The sequence below is a fragment of the Micromonospora sp. NPDC048930 genome, from assembly GCF_043197935.1.
GTDB lineage: Bacteria > Actinomycetota > Actinomycetes > Mycobacteriales > Micromonosporaceae > Micromonospora.
In genome coordinates, this window is record NZ_JBICUB010000003.1 from 415027 (window position 1) to 431258 (window position 16232).

The following is a 16232-nucleotide window of genomic DNA, read 5'->3' on the forward strand; positions in this document are numbered from 1 at the left end:
ATGAGCCGTACCCCGCCCCAGCCGTTCGGAGACACGATGAGCGGCGACGACACGACCGTGCGCACGACAACCGCGATGGCGGGCCAGCCGGAACCGCCACGCCCGGCGGAACCGGCGACGGCCGCGCACGGGCTCGCCCGAACGGTGCTGGCCGGCCTCGACGAGGCCGCCGTGCGCTGGTGCCTGCTGCGCGGCGGCCCGGAGGCGCTGGTCGCCCCCGGAGACCTGGATCTCCTGATCGCGCCGGCCGATCTCGCGCGGGCCGTGGCCGTCGTCGAGGCCCACGGCCTGATCCGCCTGGCCGGTCACGGCCGGGGCAGTCACCGGTTCTTCCTCGGGCTCGACGGAGCCAGCAGATCGTGGGTAGAACTCGACCTGGTGACGGAGCTCGCCTACGGCCGTCACTTCGAGGTGCGCACCGGGGCCGCCGACCGGTGCCTTGGCCGCCGGGTCCGCCAGGACGACGTGTGGGTCCTCGCGCCGGGGGACGAGTTCTGGGCGCTGCTGCTGCACTGCGTGCTCGACAAGGGCACCGTCGCCGGCCACCACCTGCGTCGTCTGCGCCAACTGGCCGACCACGCCACGACTGACGGCCCACTCCCCCGGGCGCTGCCGGACCAGGCGGTCCGGATGCTGCTGGCGTACTGGCGGGTCGGTCACCCGGCGGCGCTGTCGGCCGTACGTCGGCGCCTGCTCGCCGCCTGGTGGCGGGCCCGTCCGGCCAGCGCGGCCCGCCGTGTCCTCGGCTCGGCCGCCCTGCGCTCGATCGAGCGGCCGTTGCAGGCGTGGAGCCGTCGGGGTGCCGGCGTCGCCCTGATCGGCCCCGACGGGTCCGGGAAGTCAACCCTGGCCCGGGGCATCGAGTCGGCGTTCTACTTTCCGGTCCGCCGCGTCTACATGGGGCTCTGGCCGTCGAGCGAGGCGCCGCGCAGCACCACCGAGCAGGGCCTGCGCATCCTGCTGCGGCCGTTCACCGTGTGGCGTCGCTACCTGGCGGCGGTACGCCACCGGGCGCTGGGCCGGATGGTGGTCTTCGACCGCTACGTCTACGACGCCCTGCTGCCCCCGCGCGGGCCGCTGGTCTGGCTCAAGCGGCCGTACTTCCAACTGCTGAGCCGGCTCTGCCCGGCACCGGACGTGGTGCTGCTGCTGGACGTCCCGGGGTCGGTCATGTACCGCCGCTCCGGCGAGTACGACCCCGAGCACCTCGAGCGGGAGCGCGAGCAGTACCGGCGGTTGCGCCGGCGCGTTCCGCACCTCGAGCGGGTCGACGCCGACCGGGCACCGGAACTGGTGCTCGCCGACGCCCTCGGCCGGATCTGGCGGCACTACGTCGAGCGGGCGGCCCGGTGAGGGTCGCCGTCCAGTGGGCGCAGCCGGTCCTGCGGGACCGGCTCGCCTGCTGGCTGCATCGGCCCGAGCGGAGCTGGACCGCCACCGTCGCCCCCCGCCTGGTCGCGCTGGCGACCGCCACCGACGGCACGCGCTGGCGGACCGAGGCCGTCGCCTTCACCAGCACGTCCGTCGCGGTGGCCACGGTACGGGACAACGGGGTCGGCGGGCGCTACATGGTCAAGGTGCCCTGGACCACCCAGGCCGTCGAGGGGCTGCGGCGCCAGGCCGAGGTGCTCGACCGGCTGCGGGCCGACCCGAGCCTGTCCGGCCTGCGTCCGCTCCTGCCGTACTGCGCGGCGCAGGGGGAGATCGAGGGGCGCTACTACTGCGTGGAGTGGGCGCTGCGCGGCGCCCCGGCGAGCGGAATGATGCTGCGGCACAGCCAGCGGGCCCCGCTGCTCGCCGCCGCGGGCCGGGCCATCCGCGAACTCCACCAGCGCACCCGGGAACGGATCCTGCTCGACCGGGCGGCCGTGGCGGAGTGGGTGGACGTCCCGCTGCGGCGCCTGGCGGAGTTCGCCGCCACCCACCCGCGACGTGGCCGGCTGCTGGACACGGTCGGCCGGCTACGGGAGGAGCTCGTCGCCGCCCTCGTCGGGCGCACCGTGCACACGTCCTGGATCCACGGCGACTACTGGCCCGGCAACCTGCTGGCCACCGCTCCGGACCGCCAGGTGACCGGGATCGTCGACTGGGACCGGGCCGCGCCCCGCCAACTCCCCCTGCACGACCTGCTGCACCTGCACGTCCTCGCCCGTCGGCTGGCCCGCGGCGACGAACTCGGCGAGATCGTCCTCCGGGCGCTGCGGCACGGCATCGACCGGACGCTCGACGTCCCCGCCGCCGAGGCGGCCGACTGGCTGGACGGCATCCCGCCGCGACCGGCCCTGCTCCTCTACTGGCTACGCCACATCCTGCTCTTCATCGACTCGGAAGGTGACCATGACGCTCCACGCTGGATCCGCGGCAACGTCGAACGCGTCCTCGCCAACGTCTGAGCCGGTCGCCGTTCTCGACCCGGCGGCGCCGGCCGGGTCCGGCCCGGCCCCGACCGTGACCGTGGTCGTCTGCGTCTACACCGAGCGGCGGTGGGCACAGATCGTCCGGGCGGTCCACTCGGTGCTGGCGCAGGACCTACCGGCGGCGCAGGTCGTCGTGGTCGTCGACCACAACCCGGCGCTGCTGGAACGGGTGCACGCCACGTTCCCCGAGCTGACCGTCGTGCCCAACGCCGGCCCGCGCGGACTCTCGGCGGCCCGCAACACCGGACTGGCCCGGGCGACCGGTGAGATCGTCGCCTTCCTCGACGACGACGCCGAGGCGGAGCCCGACTGGCTGGCCCGGCTGCTGCCGCACTACCGGGACGAGCGGGTGCTCGCGGTCGGCGGCCACGCCGTACCGGCCTGGGAGGAGGAACGGCCGCGCTGGCTGCCCCCCGAGTTCGACTGGGTGGTCGGATGCAGCTTCACCGGCCAGCCCACCGAGGTCGCTCCCGTGCGAAACGTGATCGGCTGCAACATGTCCTTCCGCCGGTCGATCCTGCACCGCACCACCGGTTTCGACCCGGCGCTCGGCCGGGTCGGCCGGACGCCGGTCGGCTGCGAGGAGACGGAGCTCTGCATCCGGATCGGACACCTCGAACCGGACGGGGTGGTGCTCTACGAGCCCGCGGCCCGGGTCCGGCACCGGGTGACCGTGGACCGGACGACGTGGCGCTACTTCCGGCAGCGCTGCTTTTCCGAGGGACGGTCCAAGGCGGTCGTCGCCCGGCTGGTCGGCAGCGACGCCGGGCTCGCCACCGAGCGCACGTACACCCGCCGCACCCTGCCCGCCGGGGTGCGGCGCGGCCTGCGCCAGGCCCGCGCCGGCGACCGCGCCGGGCTGCTGCGCTCCGGCGCGATCGTCGCCGGGCTGCTGGTGACCGCCGCCGGCTACGTCTCGGCCCACGCCCTGCGCGCCTCCCAGGCGGTCGGCAAACCGGCCCCCCGGCGCCGGGCGGGTCCGGCGCCGATCCGGGTGCTCACCGTCGAACTCGCTGCGGGGGTGCCCGCCGTGCCCGACACGGGCGGGCCGGACGGCACCCGGTACGGCGTGGCCCAGGTCCTGGTCCGGCTGCACGGGCAGCCGCTCGGGCTGGTCGACGTCGCGCTGCCGGCCGGCGGGCTGACCGCGCCGGCGCTCACCGCCGCGATCCGGGACCGCCTCGCCCCGGCGATCGACGCGCACCTGCGCCACGACGGCCTGCCCCCGCTCGACCGGCTCGACCCCGGCCCGGCCGGGGAGACGGGCGGCACGGCCGCAGCGGCCGACGCCGGGCCGTGCCGTTCCCGCCGGCCGGCGGTGGAGCCCGCCCCGTTCGTGAGCGTGGTCGTGCCCACGTGTGGCCGTACGCCGCTCTTCGAGTCCACCCTCGACTCGCTCGCCGCGCTCGACTACCCCCACTTCGAGATCATCGTCGTGGACAACGCGCCGCAGGCCGGCGATACGGCGCGAATCGTCGCCGGTCGCGCCGCCGGCGATCCCCGGTTCCGCTACACCAGCGAACCGCGACCGGGTGTCGCGCACGCCCGCAACCGGGGGCTGGCCGAGGCGCGGGGCGAGATCGTGGCCTTCGCCGACGACGACCTCGTCCTCGACCGGGGCTGGCTGCGCGGCCTCGTCGACGGCTTCACCGACGACGACGTGGCCGGGGTGACCGGTCAGATCCTCGCCCGGGAACTCGACGCGCCGGCGCAGATCTGGCTGGAGCAGTACGGCGGTTACGGCAAGGGCTGCCAGCGGCGGCGGTTCGACCGGACCGGCGTCGCCACGGTCGAGGCGGGGGGCGCGCGTGTCGACGTGGCACCGCCGTCGCTGCACCCGTACCTGCCCGGGTCGTACGGCTCCGGCGCGAACATGGCCTTCCGCACCGACGCGCTGCGCCGGCTGGCCGGCTTCGATCCGCGGCTGCGCAGCGGGGAGGACATCGACGTGCTGCTGCGTACGGTGCTCGCCGGACACACGCTGGCCTACGAGCCGGGGGCCCTCGCCTGGCACACGCACCGCCGAGAGCTGCGTGCGCTGCGGCGGACCATGTACCAGTACGGGGTCGGCCTCGGCGCCGTGCTGACGAAATGCCTGGCCACCGACCCCACCGCCCGACGCGAACTGCTGCGGCGGCTGCCCCGGGGGATCGCCTACGCCCTGCGGCCCGGGTCGGCCAAGAACAACCGGAAGCAGGACGGCTACCCCGCGTCGCTGACCGCGCTCGAACTCTGCGGACTGGCGCTCGGGCCGGTCCACTACGTCGCCGCGGCGGCCCGACCCGCAAGGAGCCACCGGTGAACCATTCACCGCAGGCCGTCGTTCCCGTCCTCTGCTACCACAGCATCGGCGACGTACCCCGGGACAACACGCTGCGCTGGTCGGTGTCGCCGGGCGACTTCGACGAGCAGATGGCGCTGATCGAGCAGGCCGGGCGTACGCCGATGACGGTGAGCGGCTACGCCGCCGTGCTGCGCGGGCTGGCCCCGCTGCCGCCACGGCCGGTGCTGATCACCTTCGACGACGGCTTCCCCGACCTGGCCGACACCGCGCTGCCGCTGCTGCGCCGGCACCGGCTCACCGCGACCGCGTACGTCATCGTCGCCCGGGTGGGCGCGGCGCCGCCGCCGGACGGGGATCCGTCACTCGACTGGGACCAGCTCCGTGAGCTGCGCGCGCACGGGGTGGAGATCGGGTCGCACAGCCGCAGCCACCGCGCGCTCGACTGTCTCCGCCCGGCCGAGCTGCGCCAGGAGGTCGCGGCGAGCCGACAGGCGCTGGAGGACGGGATGGGCACGTCGGTCGGGTCGTTCGCCTATCCGTACGGCTACCACAGCGCCGCCGTGCGGACCGCGGTGCGCGCCGCCGGCTACTCCTCCGCCTGCGGCGTCAAGAACGCGCTGAGCCACCCGGACGACGACGTCTTCGCCATCGCCCGGGTGCTGGTCGAGCGGGACACCGGCGTCGCCGGGATCGCGGCGCTGCTCGACGGCACCGGCCGGCCGCTGGCCTGGCGCGGCGAGCGGTTGCGCACCCGGGGCTGGCGGGCGTACCGACGGGCCCGCCACCTCGTGCACACCGGGCGTCCGCGGCTGGGCCAGCCAACCTCGTGAGCAACCGAAGGGAGGGATGAGCTCGTGAGCGCCCACCATGCCGGGACCACGGACGTGTCGATCGGCCACGGGGCTTCCGGCGTCGGCACCGTGGCCGGGTCGCTCGGCGTGCGGCTACGCCAGCACCTGCGCGACCCGCTGAACGGCAACGTCTACGCGCTGATGCTCAACACGGCGGTCAGCTCGCTGCTCGGCATCGCGTACTGGGCTCTCGCCGCCCGCCTCTACTCGCCGGCCGAGCTGGGCGTCGGGGCGGCGATGGTGTCCACGATGACGTTTCTCAGCAACCTCTCGCAGCTCAATCTGAACGGAGCCCTCGCCCGCTTCCTGCCGGCCGCGGCGGGGCAGGGCAACCGGCTGGTCGGGTACGCCTACGTGGTCACCTGTCTTGCGGCCGTCGCCCTGGGCAGCGGTTTCCTGCTCCTGGCTCCGCTGGTCACCGACCAGCTCGATTTCCTGACCCGCACTCCCCTGCTCGCCGTGGCGTTCGTCCTCTCCATCGCCGGCTGGTGCGTCTTCACCCTGCAGGACAGCGTGCTGACCGCCCTGCGCGGTGTCGCCTGGGTCCCGGTCGAGAACACCGCCTTCGGGCTCGCCAAGATCGCGCTGCTGGTGCTGTTCGCCGGCGCCGTACCGAGCCTGGGCATCTTCATCTCGTGGAACCTGGCGGTCGTCGCGGCGCTCATTCCCGTCAACATCCTGGTCTTCCGTCGGCTGCTGCCCCGGCAGCGGGCCCGCCGCACCGAGGCGGCGCTGCCGGGCCGCCGGGTGCTCGCCCGGTTCGTGGCGCTGGACTACGTCGGATACCTGTTCATGCAGGCCGGCACGAACGCGCTGCCGTTGATCGTGACCGCCCGGCTGGGCGCCGAGGCCAACGGCATCTTCTACGTGGCCTGGCTGCTCGGCGGCTCCCTGGAGCTGGTCGCGTACCACTTCGGCACCTCGCTGACGGTGGAGGCCGCCGCCCACGAAGCGCGGCTCGCGGCGTACGCGCGACAGGTGCTGCGACGGGGCCTGCTCCTCTTCACCCCGGCGGTCGTCCTGCTCTGCCTGTCGGCGCCGCTGCTGCTGACCCTGTTCGGCAGCGGCTACGCCGCGACCGGCGCGGACACCCTGCGGCTCTTCGCCGTCGCGGTGCTGCCCAAGCTGGTGCTGACCGTCTTCGTCGCGGCGTCCCGGGTGCAACGCCGGGTGGGTCGCATCATCGCCGTACACGCGGCCACGAGCGCCCTGGTCGTGTCGCTGGCGCTGGTCGCGATGCCCGAGATCGGGGTCGTCGGCGTCGGTGTCGCCTACCTCGCCGGACAGGTCGTGGTGATGGCAGCCGTCCTGCCGTCGATGACGCGGCTGCTGCGGGGCGCGTCGTGAGCGCCGGCGCGGCCGTGCTGGCCGCCCCGGCCACCGCCGGCCGGCGGATCCGGAACGGCCTGCTCGCCGGTGCCGAGTGGACCGCGCCCGTGGCGGCGCTCGCGCTCGGGGTCTGGGCCCTGCGGCGGGGGGATGTCGCCGACATCGGGTCGCTCGGCCTGGTCACCGCGCTGCGCCCCGAGCTGTACGTCGCGCTGGCCCTGCTGACCGCGAGCTTCCTGCGCGGCCTCTTCCGCACCCGCCCGGCCTCCGACATTCTGCTCGCCGCGCACGTGGTGGTGCTGGTCGTCCTGCTCTTCGGCGCGGCGCCGATCATCGAGCCGCTGCCGCGCGTGATCTCGGGCTGGCTGCATGTGGGCTTCGCCGACTACATCGCCCGTACCGGGGAGACGTTGCCGGAGTTGGACGCCCGCTTCAGCTGGCCCGGATTCTTCGCGTTGACGGCCATGGCGACGCGCGCGGCCGGGATGCCGGACGCCATGCCGCTGCTCGCCTGGGCGCCCGTGGGGCTCAACCTGCTCTACGGCGCCGTCGTGTTCAAGCTGGCCCGGGCGACGTCGACCGACGCGCGGACGGCCTGGCTCGCGCTCTGGCTGTTCCTCCCGGCCAACTGGGTGGGGCAGGACTACTTCGGCCCGCAGGCGATGAACTACCTCTTCTACCTGGTCCTGCTGCTGGTGCTGCTGCGCTGGTTCCGGCCGGTCCGGTACGGCGCCCGGTCCGTCGAACGGTCCCCGCAGGGCCCGGGTGTGCTGCCGCGCATGCTCCGGCTGCCACCGAGGCCGCTGCTGCTCGAACCGGTGGCCGATCAGGCCAGCCCGGCGTCCCTGGTCGGCCTGGTATCGGTCGTCCTCGCCGTCTTCGCCGCCAGCGCCGTGAGCCACCAGCTCACCCCGATAGCGATCGTGGTCAGCGTCGGTGCGCTGGTGCTGGTCCGCCGCTGCACGCTCCGTACGCTTCCGGTCCTGCTCGGCGTCGCGTTGATGGCCTACATCAGCTACGGCGCCGTCGGATACTGGGCGGGGCACCTGGACGACATGTTCGGCTCCTTCGGGAACATCAGCGGCACGATCGACAAGGGGGCGGTCGAACGGGTGCGGGGCGACGCGGGGCACCAGATCGTCGTACTGCTGCGGGTCGTCCTCGCCGGGGTGGTGTGGGGGCTGGCCGCTGTCGGCGCGTGGCGACGGCTGCGGCGGGCAGACGGCGACCTCGGGCTCCTGGCGCTCGCCGGCGCACCGTTCCTGCTCCTGGGGATGCAGAGCTACGGCGGCGAGATCTTCCTCCGGGTGTACGCCTTCGCCCTGCCGTTCATGGCGATCCTCCTGGCCGCCCTGGCGGTCCCGGTGTGGCCCGCCCGGCGTCGCGTCTCGTCGGCCCTCCTGGCGGGCGCGCTGAGCACCGTCCTCATCGGCGGGTTCTTCGTCGCCCGATACGGCAACGATGCCTTCGAGCAGGTACGCCCCGGCGACCACCGGGCCGTGGAGTGGCTCTACGCGCACGCCCCGGCGGACGCCACGCTCGTGTCGGTGACCTCCAACGTCCCCTGGCGGGCACAGGGCGTCGAACGGTACCGGTACCGACCCCTCGGCGAGGACCTCGGGCCGACGACCGTCCCCGCGATCGAGGAGGAGATGGCGTACAGCCCGAAGGACGCCTACCTGATCATCACGAAGGGACAGTTCGTCTTCGCGGAGTCGTTCCTGGGCAAGCCGCGCGGCTGGGGCGAGGACCTGGAACGCCAGGTGGTCGAGTCCGGACGGTTCAGGCTCGTCTACGGCAATCCCGAGGCGAGGATCTACGTCCTCGCCAGCAGCGGAAGGAGCGGTCCGTGACGGAGATCGCCGAGCCTGAGCTCCGTGTCGATGTCGGTACGGGTCCGCCCGGCCCGCGGGGCGGTGCCGCGTCCGAGGAGCACCTCCCGTCGCGTACGCCATGGTCGGCGCTGGCGACGCTCATCGCCACCGGCGTCGTGGTCAACCTCGTCCTCTGGGACGTGCCGGGCGTCCTCCGGGCGGTCGGCGTCCTCGGCTACCTCGCCGTGGTGCCGGGACTGGCCTGCGCACGGCTGATCCGGATACCGGACGGCCTCAGCACGTTCGTCGTAGGCGTCGCGCTCAGCCTCGCCCTCGGCGTCCTGGTCGCGCAGGGGATGATCCATCTGCACCGGTGGTCGCCGCAGCTCGGGCTCGCGGCCCTCGCCGGGATCGCGGCGCTGGCCGCCCTGATCGAGCTGGGCCGGGACGCGCTACATCACCTCGGATGGAGGCGGAATGATTGACATCGCTCTCGGCGTGGCCCGGGCCGGGCCCGTTCAGGCGACGGTACTCACCCTGCTGATGCTGGCGCTCATCGCCCGGATCGTGGTCCAGCTGACCGCGGCGTCGGCGCGACGGATGACTCTCCGGATCCTCGACGTGGCCGCCGCACCGCTGCTCGCGGCGTTCCTCCTGATCATCCTCCAGCGGTTCCGGGACCTGAGCTGACCTGATCCGCTCGGCCCCGTGCGACGGGCAGGTGGCGACGTACGCCCGGCCGGCGGCCAGGGCGCTGTGCACCTGCGGCAGCCGCGAGCGCCGCCGCCGGTGCAGTGGTCCGCGTCACGGGCGGAACCTCCGGCACACCCGCTGCCTCTTCTCCGGTGACAGCGATCCACCGTGCTCGAAGGGGCAGCCGTGACCGACACACCACCTCCCGATCCGCTGACGCGCCGCGCGGGACGCTTCGCCGCGGCCGTGCTCGGCGCCGATGCCGCGATCCACCTCTACTGGCTGACCGGGGCGACCTGGCCGGCGTCGGACGAGCGCGCGCTGTCGATGGCGGTGCTGGGCTATCCGGTCCCGTTCAGCGCACGTATCCTCCTGCCGCTGGCGCTCCTGCTGGCCACGGCCGCGGTCGCGCTGTCCTGGCGGCTGGTGCGCGGACCGCGCGGCGTGACCGGTCGGGTCGTGCAGCTGGTGACGGTCGGCGTGGCCGCGGCGACCGCGGGCCAGGTGCCGCTACGGGTCGCCTGGGCGCTGGGGTCGGGCAGCCGCACCGCCGGGCCGGTGTTCCACTGGCTGAACCTCGTGCTCTATCTGCCCGGGTGCGTCGCGTTGGCGCTGGCCGCCTACCGGCTGGCGGGGTACGGGCTGGCGCGAGCCTGGCTGCCCGCCTGGCCCTGGTGCTGCCGCCGGTGTTCGCCACGGCGATCGCGCTGGCCGCGTACGCCTATGTGCCCGGCTCGGCGACCTATCCCACGGTGACCGGCCTGCGGTCACGGTTCCTCGACACCGCAGTGGCCCGCTTCCACTACCTGCGGGAGGGATCCGGCTCGCCGCTGGTGCTGCTGCCCGGCGGGACCGCCTCGACCTACGCGTGGCAGCCGCAACTGGCCGCGTTGTCCGCCGGCCACACGGTCTACGTCGTCGACCTGCCCGGGCAGGGCTACACCGAACCACGGGACCCGCACTTCGCCTACGATCTACCGGCGATGGAGGCGGCGATCGGCGCGTTCCTCGATGCCGCCGGCTTGGACCGGGTGGACCTGGCCGGGCACTCGTGGAGCGGCGGGTGGGCCCTGGACTACGCGCAGAGCCATCCCGAGCGCGTCAGGCGCCTCGTGTTGCTCGCCTCGTCCGGCCTGGCCGTCCGGGACGTGGCCAGCTGGGAGATCCTCAAGACTCCCGCGCTGGGCGAACTCGTCGTCAACCTCGGCTACACCCGTGACGCGGTGCAGGCGGGCATCGCCGACCTGTTCGTGCACAAGGAACGGGCCACCCCCGAGCTGGCCGAGGCCATGTGGCGGCCGTTGACCGCCCGACCGAACCTGCGCTCGATCTACGAGCTGGAACGCGGACTGGACTGGCGGCGTACGCAGCGCCGGATGCCCGCCACTCCGCAGCCGACGCTGATCATCTGGGGTGCCCAGGACACCATCCTGCCGTCCTGGCAGGCCGCACGGTTCGCTGCCCTGATGCCGCACGCGCAGGCCACCATCATCGACGGCTGCGGCCACGCGATCACCCTCGACTGTCCGGATGAGGTGAACGCGCTCATGAGAGCGTTCCTGTCATGATCGAGTACGACGTCGACCTGGTCCAGCGGGCCCGCGCCGGGGACACCCTGGCCATGGCGCAACTGCTGGACCGGCTCGCGCCGTACGTCGCGCGGATCTGCGGGCCGATCGCGCTCGCCAGCGGCGCGGACGCCACACAGGAAACCCTCACCGCGGTCTTCCGCGGCCTGCGGAGCCTGTCACGCCCGGAGGCCCTGTACGGCTGGGTGCGCGCCATCGCGGTGCGGGAAGCGGTCCGGCTCGCGCGTCGCGACTCCGCCGGCGTACCCGCCGACCTGACCGACCTGCCGGCCAGGGGCGATCCGCAGCTCGCCGCGGACGTGCGCGACGTCCTGCGCCGGCTGTCGCCGGAGCACCGGGCGATGCTCGTCCTGCGCGACATGGAAGACCTCGACGAGAAGACCGTGGCGGCGGCTCTTCACCTGCCGCCGGGCACCGTGAAGTCCCGGCTGTCCCGAGCGCGGGCGAGTTTTCGGAAGGCGTGGTCGTCATGACCGAGCAGTGGCCGACGGCCGACGTGGACCAGATCGCCCGGTTGCGGGCGCTCGCCGCCGGCGTGCGCGGGGCCACCGTGACCGAACGCGTCGTCGAGGGCGACTTCGATGTCGTGTGGGGGCTGCTGTCGGACTTCGAGGGAGCCTTCGGGCTCATCGAACTCGACATGCACCGGGTGCGGGTCACCGCCGTCGACGGTGAGCACGTCGAGCTCGACGCACGCAGCCGCTGGGGGTTCCGGGCGCACCTGGTCGGCGTACACCGGCCCGGATGGTTCTGGGCACAGAGCCGGTTCCTCATCATCGGCATCGCCGCCGCACACCTCGACGGCCGCACGAGGGTGGCGCTCACCGGCGGCGTCCGCGTCCCCGGCCGGGCCGCGCTCGTACCCCTCGGGGTGAGGCGTGCCGCGCGCGCAGCGCTGGACCGTCTCGAACGCGAACTCGCCGGGCGGTAGCCACGGCGGCGGCTACAGCTCGTCGAGCGGCACGTCGGGGTCGCCCAGTCGGTCGAGGTCGACCGGGTGGGCTGCCGCGACGAGCCGCCGGATCGACGGGACGACGTCCCAGACGTTGACGTTCATGCCGGCCAGCACCCAACCGCCGGCGGTCCAGAAGGCGATGAACTCCCGCTTGGCGACGTCACCCCGGACGACGACCCGGTCGAAGCTCCCGGGTGGGGCGTGCCCGACGTACTCCATGCCCAGGTCGTACTGGTCGGTATAGAAATAGGGCAACTCGTCGTAGCGGACCGCCTGGCCGAGCATGGCACGGGCGGCCGCGGCGCCGCCGTGGCGCGCGTTGGCCCAGTGCTCGACGCGCAGGCGCCGGCGCAGCACCGGATGGTAGACGTTGGCGACGTCACCGGCGGCGTAGATCTCCGGGTCGGCCGTGCGCAGGGACGAGTTGACGTGGATCCCGTTCTCCACGGCGAGGCCGGCCGCGGTCGCCAGCTCGGTGTTCGGCCGTACGCCCACGGCCACCACCACGGCGTCGGCGGGCAACTCGGTGCCGTCGGCGAGCAGGACGGAGGAGACCCGACCGGCGCCGCGGACCTCGCGGACCTCGGCGTCGAAGTGGAAGGTGACGCCGTGGTCCCGGTGCAGGTTGGCGAAGACCCGGGCGATCTCGTCGCCGAGCACCCGGCGCAACGGCAGCGCGGCGGTCTCGACGACGTCGACGGTGGCGCCGCGCTGCCGGGCGGCGGCGGCGACCTCCAGGCCGATCCACCCGGCTCCGACGATCACGAGGTGCGCGCCGTCGACCAGCGCCGCGCCGATCCGGCGGCTGTCGGCAAGGGTACGCAGCCGCAGCACCCCGTCCAGGTGAACGCCGGGTACCGCGAGGTCGCGGGGCGTGGCGCCGGTGGCCAGCAGCAGCTTGTCGTACCCGATGTGCTGACCGTCGGCGAGCCGGACCTCCCCGTCGGCGCGGTCGACGGCGACGGCGCGGGCGGCGGTACGCAGGTCGACGTCGTGCTCGGCGTACCAGCCGGCGTCGTGCACGAACACGCTGTCCGGTTCGGCACCGCCGGTCAGCAGGCCCTTGGACAGCGGTGGCCGCTCGTACGGTCGCTCGGGCTCGTCGCCGATCAGGACGATCCCGCCGTCGAAGCCCTCCTCCCGCAACGTCTGCGCGGCCCGCGCGCCGGCGAGCCCGGCTCCCACGATCACGAACGTACCGGTCTTCGACATCGGTCCAGCTCCTTTCGAGGTACGCCGATCAGCGGGGGCCGACCCCGGCCAGGGTGAAGAACTCGGCCCGCGAACGGTGGTCGTCGCGCAGGGTGCCGAGCAGGGTCGACGTGATGGTGCTGCTGCCGACGGCCTGGACGCCGCGCAGCGTCATGCACAGGTGTTCCGCCTCGATGACCACGCCGACCCCGCGCGGGCGCAGGTGGGTGGTCAGCCAGTCGGCGATCTGCTTGGTCAGGCGCTCCTGGACCTGCGGGCCGTGGGCGAACAGTTCGACCACCCGGGCCAGCTTGGACAGTCCCAGGATGCGGTCGCCGGGCAGGTAGCCGACGTGCGCGACGCCGACGAACGGCAGCAGGTGGTGTTCGCAGACCGACCGGATCGGGATGGCCCGGGCCAGCACCAGCTCGTCGTACCCCTCGTCGTTGTCGAAGGTGGTCAGCTGGAACTCGCGCGGGGTGAGCAGTTCGGCGTAGGCGCGGGCCATCCGGCCCGGGGTGTCGGCGAGCCCGTCGGCGGAGAGGTCCACGCCGAGCGCGGCCAGGAACTCCGCCGCCGCCCGTTCGGCGGCGGCCGGGTCGCGGCGGGGACGCTGGTGCTGCACCCGTAGCGCGGTGACACTCACCTCAGCGACCTCCCACACCGAGGGCGGCGAGCGCGGCCAGGACCAGCGTCGCGGCGGCGAACAGGCCGTGACCGACCACGACCGGCACGGGGAACCGGGATTCCGCGGTCCCGGCACGCCGGGCGGGAATCCAGCGGGCCAACATGGTGAACCCGAGCAGCGCCACCGGCAGGAGCGCCGCGAACGCGATCCACGCCAGCACGTCGTTGTCGACGACGAGGTAGACGATCCACAGCACCAGCCCGATCGCGGCCAGGGCGAAGTGGCCGAACACCAGGCCCGGCGCCAGGCGGCTTCCGCTGCCCGGCCGGTGGCCGCCGTGCGAGATCCAGGTACCGAGCATGACGAAGCCACCGGCGGCGGCGATCAGCCAGGTGACGAGTGCGGCGATGCCCATCAGGCGTTCTCCTTGTCTGTGTGGTGGTAGCCCTGCGCCTGGGTGGTCTCGTCGGCGACGCGCACGCCGTACCGGTAGGCCAGTTCGCCGCCGAGGTAACCGGCGACGGTCAGCCCGGCGAGGCTGATCGCCGAGAGCACCAGCGGTCCCGCGGCCACCGGACCCGGCGTGCCGGCACCGCGGATGACGAAGTTGACCGCGTACGCGCCGGTGACCGCGAGGTTGATCGCCATGTGCGCGAGCGCGGTGCGGAAGGCGCGGGTGCCGGTGGGGATGGCGAAGAGGTCCAGGAAGCCGACCAGCGCGGCGGCGAGCGCGCCGACGACGCCGAGGCCGATGAGCCACCGCGCGCCGTCGGCCAGGGACTGCGGCCCGGCGACGAACCGGGAGGCGACGTCGAAGGCGAAGCTGGCCAGCCAGGCGCCGATCGGCACCGCCACCAGCGCGGGATGAAGCGGGTGGCCGTAGCGGCCGGCGAGGCTGGTCACCGGATGCTTGGCCCGATCCATCGGTCGCACGGAAACCCCCAGGTGATTTTCACCAACGGTCATTGGTGTTATCGATCATGCTGCCCCAGCGCGGCGCTAATTTCAATAGCCTTCGTTGGTGATAATCTCGGGGCTGTGAGCACGGGGGAGCGCTGGAGCGCGATGGCCGCGCTCGTCGACCGGTCCCGACGAGCGCTGTACGACTACGTGTGCCGGGCCGACCACCCGGTCACCCGTGAGGAGGCGGCCGAGGCGCACGGCATGTCCCGCAACCTCACCGCGTTCCACCTCGACAAGCTCGTCGAGTCCGGGCTGCTGCGGGCCCACTACCAGACGCCGGCCGACCAGCCCCGGGGGCGCGGCCGGACGCCGAAGGTCTACGAGGCGGCCGGCGACGGCCTGGCGATCACCGTGCCGGAGCGGCGCTACGAACTCATCGCCGAGATCCTCGCCGACGCCGTCGCCGACGACCCCCACGACGCCCCCGAGGCGGCCCGGCGGCACGCCCGCCAGCGCGGCCGGGACATCGGCGCACGGGTACGCGACGCCGGCGAGGACCTCGTCGCCGTGCTCGCCGGCCTCGGCTTCGAGCCCGAGGCGCTCGGCGCAGAGGTGATGCTGCGCAACTGCCCGTTCCACGCGCTGGCCACCCGGCAGACCGCCCTGGTGTGCGGGCTCAACCACGCGTTCCTCGCCGGCCTGGTCGACGGTGCGGGACGGACCGACCTGCTGCCCCGGCTCGCGCCGCACCCCGGGGCCTGCTGTGTCCGGCTGGAACGTCGCCCACCAGCGGCGTAGCGTGCGGTAGCGGCGCGGCCGGCGGAACTCCTCGTCCCCGGCCCTCAGGATGCTCTCACCGCACCCAACCGAGGAACCGCCGGTGCAGCACGCCCGCCGGCAGCCAGTGCAGGTCGGCGGAGGCCCGGACCAGTTGGGCTCCCATGTAGAGGGCGAGGGACACCGGAGCCTCGGCGAATTCCGCCCGCAGCTCGCGGCGCCGGGTCGCGCAGGGCCACGGGCCGCCGCACCCGCCACAGGTCCAGATCGGCAGCACCGGCCCGTGCGTGCTCACTCGCGACCTCCGAGCCAGGCCGCGGTCAGCAGACGCGCCCTCCGGCTGGTCGCCCATTCCACCTGCCAGCACGGGTACGGCGTAAGCCGTCCCCACCACACCCGGCAACCGGTGCACATCCCGTCGATCCCGCGCAGGTGCACGCCGAGGATGCGGCTCTCCTGATCGTGGCTCACTGCTCGTCCTCACCCGGCCAGTGGCCACGGTTGATCGGAATGCGATGGCGGGCGTGGCAGGGCAGATCCGCGCCGCAACGGCAGACCCGGCGCCACCGCCGCCAGCACCACACCGGCCGGTGCCGCCGGGCCAGGGTGAGCGCGACGGCGAGCAGGTACTCCTCGTACGAGACACGTGCCGATGGCACCATGGAGCGCCGGGCGGGGCGGGCGGGAGGAAACGACGCTTCGCCGATGCGATGCAAGGATTCCCGGCCGAAGCCTGCCGGACGACCGATCACGCGGCACCTGAACCCTTGTCCCACGTCCGGCTGCTGTCCAGCAACCGCT

20 protein-coding genes are annotated in these 16232 nt (G+C 73.7%); 13 read left to right on the plus strand and 7 right to left on the minus strand.

Going from position 1 to position 16232, the window contains the following annotated elements; all coding sequences use genetic code 11:
- From ACGFI9_RS10710 to ACGFI9_RS10765, 12 genes are all read left to right on the plus strand, one after another.
- Positions 1-1353: a hypothetical protein gene (locus ACGFI9_RS10710; RefSeq protein WP_393177350.1), complete on the plus strand. Its 1353-nt coding sequence runs from the start codon at positions 1-3 to the stop codon at positions 1351-1353.
- The gene (locus tag ACGFI9_RS10715) at positions 1350-2393 is read left to right on the plus strand and encodes a phosphotransferase family protein (protein WP_393177352.1); all 1044 of its coding nucleotides are present in this window, start codon (positions 1350-1352) and stop codon (positions 2391-2393) included. The genes ACGFI9_RS10710 and ACGFI9_RS10715 overlap by 4 nt, the downstream gene beginning before the upstream one ends.
- Positions 2338-4719 carry a glycosyltransferase gene (locus ACGFI9_RS10720; protein WP_393177354.1) on the plus strand — a complete coding sequence of 794 codons (2382 nt, stop codon included), beginning with the start codon at positions 2338-2340 and terminating at the stop codon, positions 4717-4719. The genes ACGFI9_RS10715 and ACGFI9_RS10720 overlap by 56 nt, the downstream gene beginning before the upstream one ends.
- Positions 4716-5531, plus strand: coding sequence for a polysaccharide deacetylase family protein (locus tag ACGFI9_RS10725; protein ID WP_393177356.1), 816 nt, complete (start codon positions 4716-4718; stop codon positions 5529-5531). Before ACGFI9_RS10720 ends, ACGFI9_RS10725 begins: the two co-directional genes overlap by 4 nt.
- Positions 5532-5555: 24 nt before the next feature.
- Entirely contained in the window at positions 5556-6899 is a 1344-nt protein-coding gene (locus ACGFI9_RS10730) for a lipopolysaccharide biosynthesis protein (RefSeq protein WP_393177358.1), read from the plus strand.
- Positions 6896-8734 (plus strand): hypothetical protein, encoded by a 1839-nt coding sequence (locus tag ACGFI9_RS10735; protein WP_393177360.1) that lies wholly within the window; start codon positions 6896-6898, stop codon positions 8732-8734. The genes ACGFI9_RS10730 and ACGFI9_RS10735 overlap by 4 nt, the downstream gene beginning before the upstream one ends.
- Entirely contained in the window at positions 8731-9180 is a 450-nt protein-coding gene (locus tag ACGFI9_RS10740) for a hypothetical protein (RefSeq protein ID WP_393177362.1), read from the plus strand. Before ACGFI9_RS10735 ends, ACGFI9_RS10740 begins: the two co-directional genes overlap by 4 nt.
- On the plus strand, positions 9173-9385 hold the full coding sequence (locus tag ACGFI9_RS10745) for a hypothetical protein (protein WP_393177364.1): 213 nt from the start codon (positions 9173-9175) through the stop codon (positions 9383-9385). Before ACGFI9_RS10740 ends, ACGFI9_RS10745 begins: the two co-directional genes overlap by 8 nt.
- 189 nt (positions 9386-9574) lie before the next feature.
- Complete coding sequence (locus tag ACGFI9_RS10750; protein WP_393177366.1) at positions 9575-10144, plus strand: DUF3995 domain-containing protein; 570 nt, start codon at positions 9575-9577, stop codon at positions 10142-10144.
- A complete protein-coding gene (locus tag ACGFI9_RS10755; protein ID WP_393177368.1) occupies positions 10063-10956 on the plus strand; it encodes an alpha/beta fold hydrolase in 894 nt (297 codons plus the stop codon). Before ACGFI9_RS10750 ends, ACGFI9_RS10755 begins: the two co-directional genes overlap by 82 nt.
- Entirely contained in the window at positions 10953-11450 is a 498-nt protein-coding gene (locus ACGFI9_RS10760; RefSeq protein WP_393177370.1) for an RNA polymerase sigma factor, read from the plus strand. Before ACGFI9_RS10755 ends, ACGFI9_RS10760 begins: the two co-directional genes overlap by 4 nt.
- The gene (locus tag ACGFI9_RS10765; protein WP_393177372.1) at positions 11447-11908 is read left to right on the plus strand and encodes a hypothetical protein; all 462 of its coding nucleotides are present in this window, start codon (positions 11447-11449) and stop codon (positions 11906-11908) included. The genes ACGFI9_RS10760 and ACGFI9_RS10765 overlap by 4 nt, the downstream gene beginning before the upstream one ends.
- A 12-nt stretch (positions 11909-11920) precedes the next feature.
- Here ACGFI9_RS10765 and ACGFI9_RS10770 read toward each other — a convergent pair whose 3' ends face one another.
- From ACGFI9_RS10770 to ACGFI9_RS10785, 4 genes are read right to left on the minus strand one after another with little or no spacing between them, the layout of a single operon-like run.
- Complete coding sequence (locus tag ACGFI9_RS10770; protein WP_393177374.1) at positions 11921-13144, minus strand: NAD(P)/FAD-dependent oxidoreductase; 1224 nt, start codon at positions 13142-13144, stop codon at positions 11921-11923.
- Between the two features lie 28 nt (positions 13145-13172).
- Positions 13173-13769 carry a GTP cyclohydrolase I FolE gene (gene folE, locus ACGFI9_RS10775; RefSeq protein WP_393177376.1) on the minus strand — a complete coding sequence of 199 codons (597 nt, stop codon included), beginning with the start codon at positions 13767-13769 and terminating at the stop codon, positions 13173-13175.
- 1 nt (position 13770) lies between these two features.
- Entirely contained in the window at positions 13771-14166 is a 396-nt protein-coding gene (locus ACGFI9_RS10780) for a hypothetical protein (protein WP_393177378.1), read from the minus strand.
- Positions 14166-14675 carry a DUF2231 domain-containing protein gene (locus ACGFI9_RS10785; protein WP_393177380.1) on the minus strand — a complete coding sequence of 170 codons (510 nt, stop codon included), beginning with the start codon at positions 14673-14675 and terminating at the stop codon, positions 14166-14168. The genes ACGFI9_RS10780 and ACGFI9_RS10785 overlap by 1 nt, the downstream gene beginning before the upstream one ends.
- 114 nt (positions 14676-14789) lie before the next feature.
- Between ACGFI9_RS10785 and ACGFI9_RS10790 the strand changes: the two genes are divergently transcribed.
- On the plus strand, positions 14790-15452 hold the full coding sequence (locus ACGFI9_RS10790; protein WP_393177382.1) for a helix-turn-helix transcriptional regulator: 663 nt from the start codon (positions 14790-14792) through the stop codon (positions 15450-15452).
- Between the two features lie 55 nt (positions 15453-15507).
- Here ACGFI9_RS10790 and ACGFI9_RS10795 read toward each other — a convergent pair whose 3' ends face one another.
- Genes ACGFI9_RS10795 through ACGFI9_RS10805 form a run of 3 tightly spaced genes read right to left on the minus strand, consistent with a single transcriptional unit; the run spans position 15508 to position 16183 of the window.
- Positions 15508-15726, minus strand: coding sequence for a hypothetical protein (locus tag ACGFI9_RS10795; protein ID WP_393177384.1), 219 nt, complete (start codon positions 15724-15726; stop codon positions 15508-15510).
- Complete coding sequence (locus ACGFI9_RS10800) at positions 15723-15902, minus strand: hypothetical protein (RefSeq protein ID WP_393177386.1); 180 nt, start codon at positions 15900-15902, stop codon at positions 15723-15725. The genes ACGFI9_RS10795 and ACGFI9_RS10800 overlap by 4 nt, the downstream gene beginning before the upstream one ends.
- A complete protein-coding gene (locus tag ACGFI9_RS10805; RefSeq protein WP_393177388.1) occupies positions 15899-16183 on the minus strand; it encodes a hypothetical protein in 285 nt (94 codons plus the stop codon). The genes ACGFI9_RS10800 and ACGFI9_RS10805 overlap by 4 nt, the downstream gene beginning before the upstream one ends.
- Positions 16184-16232: the final 49 nt, after the last annotated feature.

Bases quoted from the DNA above. Each gene is read 5' to 3' on its own strand.
- ACGFI9_RS10710 (WP_393177350.1), top strand. From the start codon at position 1: ATGAGCCGTACCCCGCCCCAGCCGTTCGGAGACACGATGAGCGGCGAC.
- ACGFI9_RS10720 (WP_393177354.1), top strand. From the start codon at position 2,338: ATGACGCTCCACGCTGGATCCGCGGCAACGTCGAACGCGTCCTCGCCA.
- ACGFI9_RS10745 (WP_393177364.1), top strand. From the start codon at position 9,173: ATGATTGACATCGCTCTCGGCGTGGCCCGGGCCGGGCCCGTTCAGGCG.
- ACGFI9_RS10760 (WP_393177370.1), top strand. From the start codon at position 10,953: ATGATCGAGTACGACGTCGACCTGGTCCAGCGGGCCCGCGCCGGGGAC.
- ACGFI9_RS10765 (WP_393177372.1), top strand. From the start codon at position 11,447: ATGACCGAGCAGTGGCCGACGGCCGACGTGGACCAGATCGCCCGGTTG.
- ACGFI9_RS10770 (WP_393177374.1), bottom strand. From the start codon at position 13,144: ATGTCGAAGACCGGTACGTTCGTGATCGTGGGAGCCGGGCTCGCCGGC.
- ACGFI9_RS10780 (WP_393177378.1), bottom strand. From the start codon at position 14,166: ATGGGCATCGCCGCACTCGTCACCTGGCTGATCGCCGCCGCCGGTGGC.
- ACGFI9_RS10785 (WP_393177380.1), bottom strand. From the start codon at position 14,675: ATGGATCGGGCCAAGCATCCGGTGACCAGCCTCGCCGGCCGCTACGGC.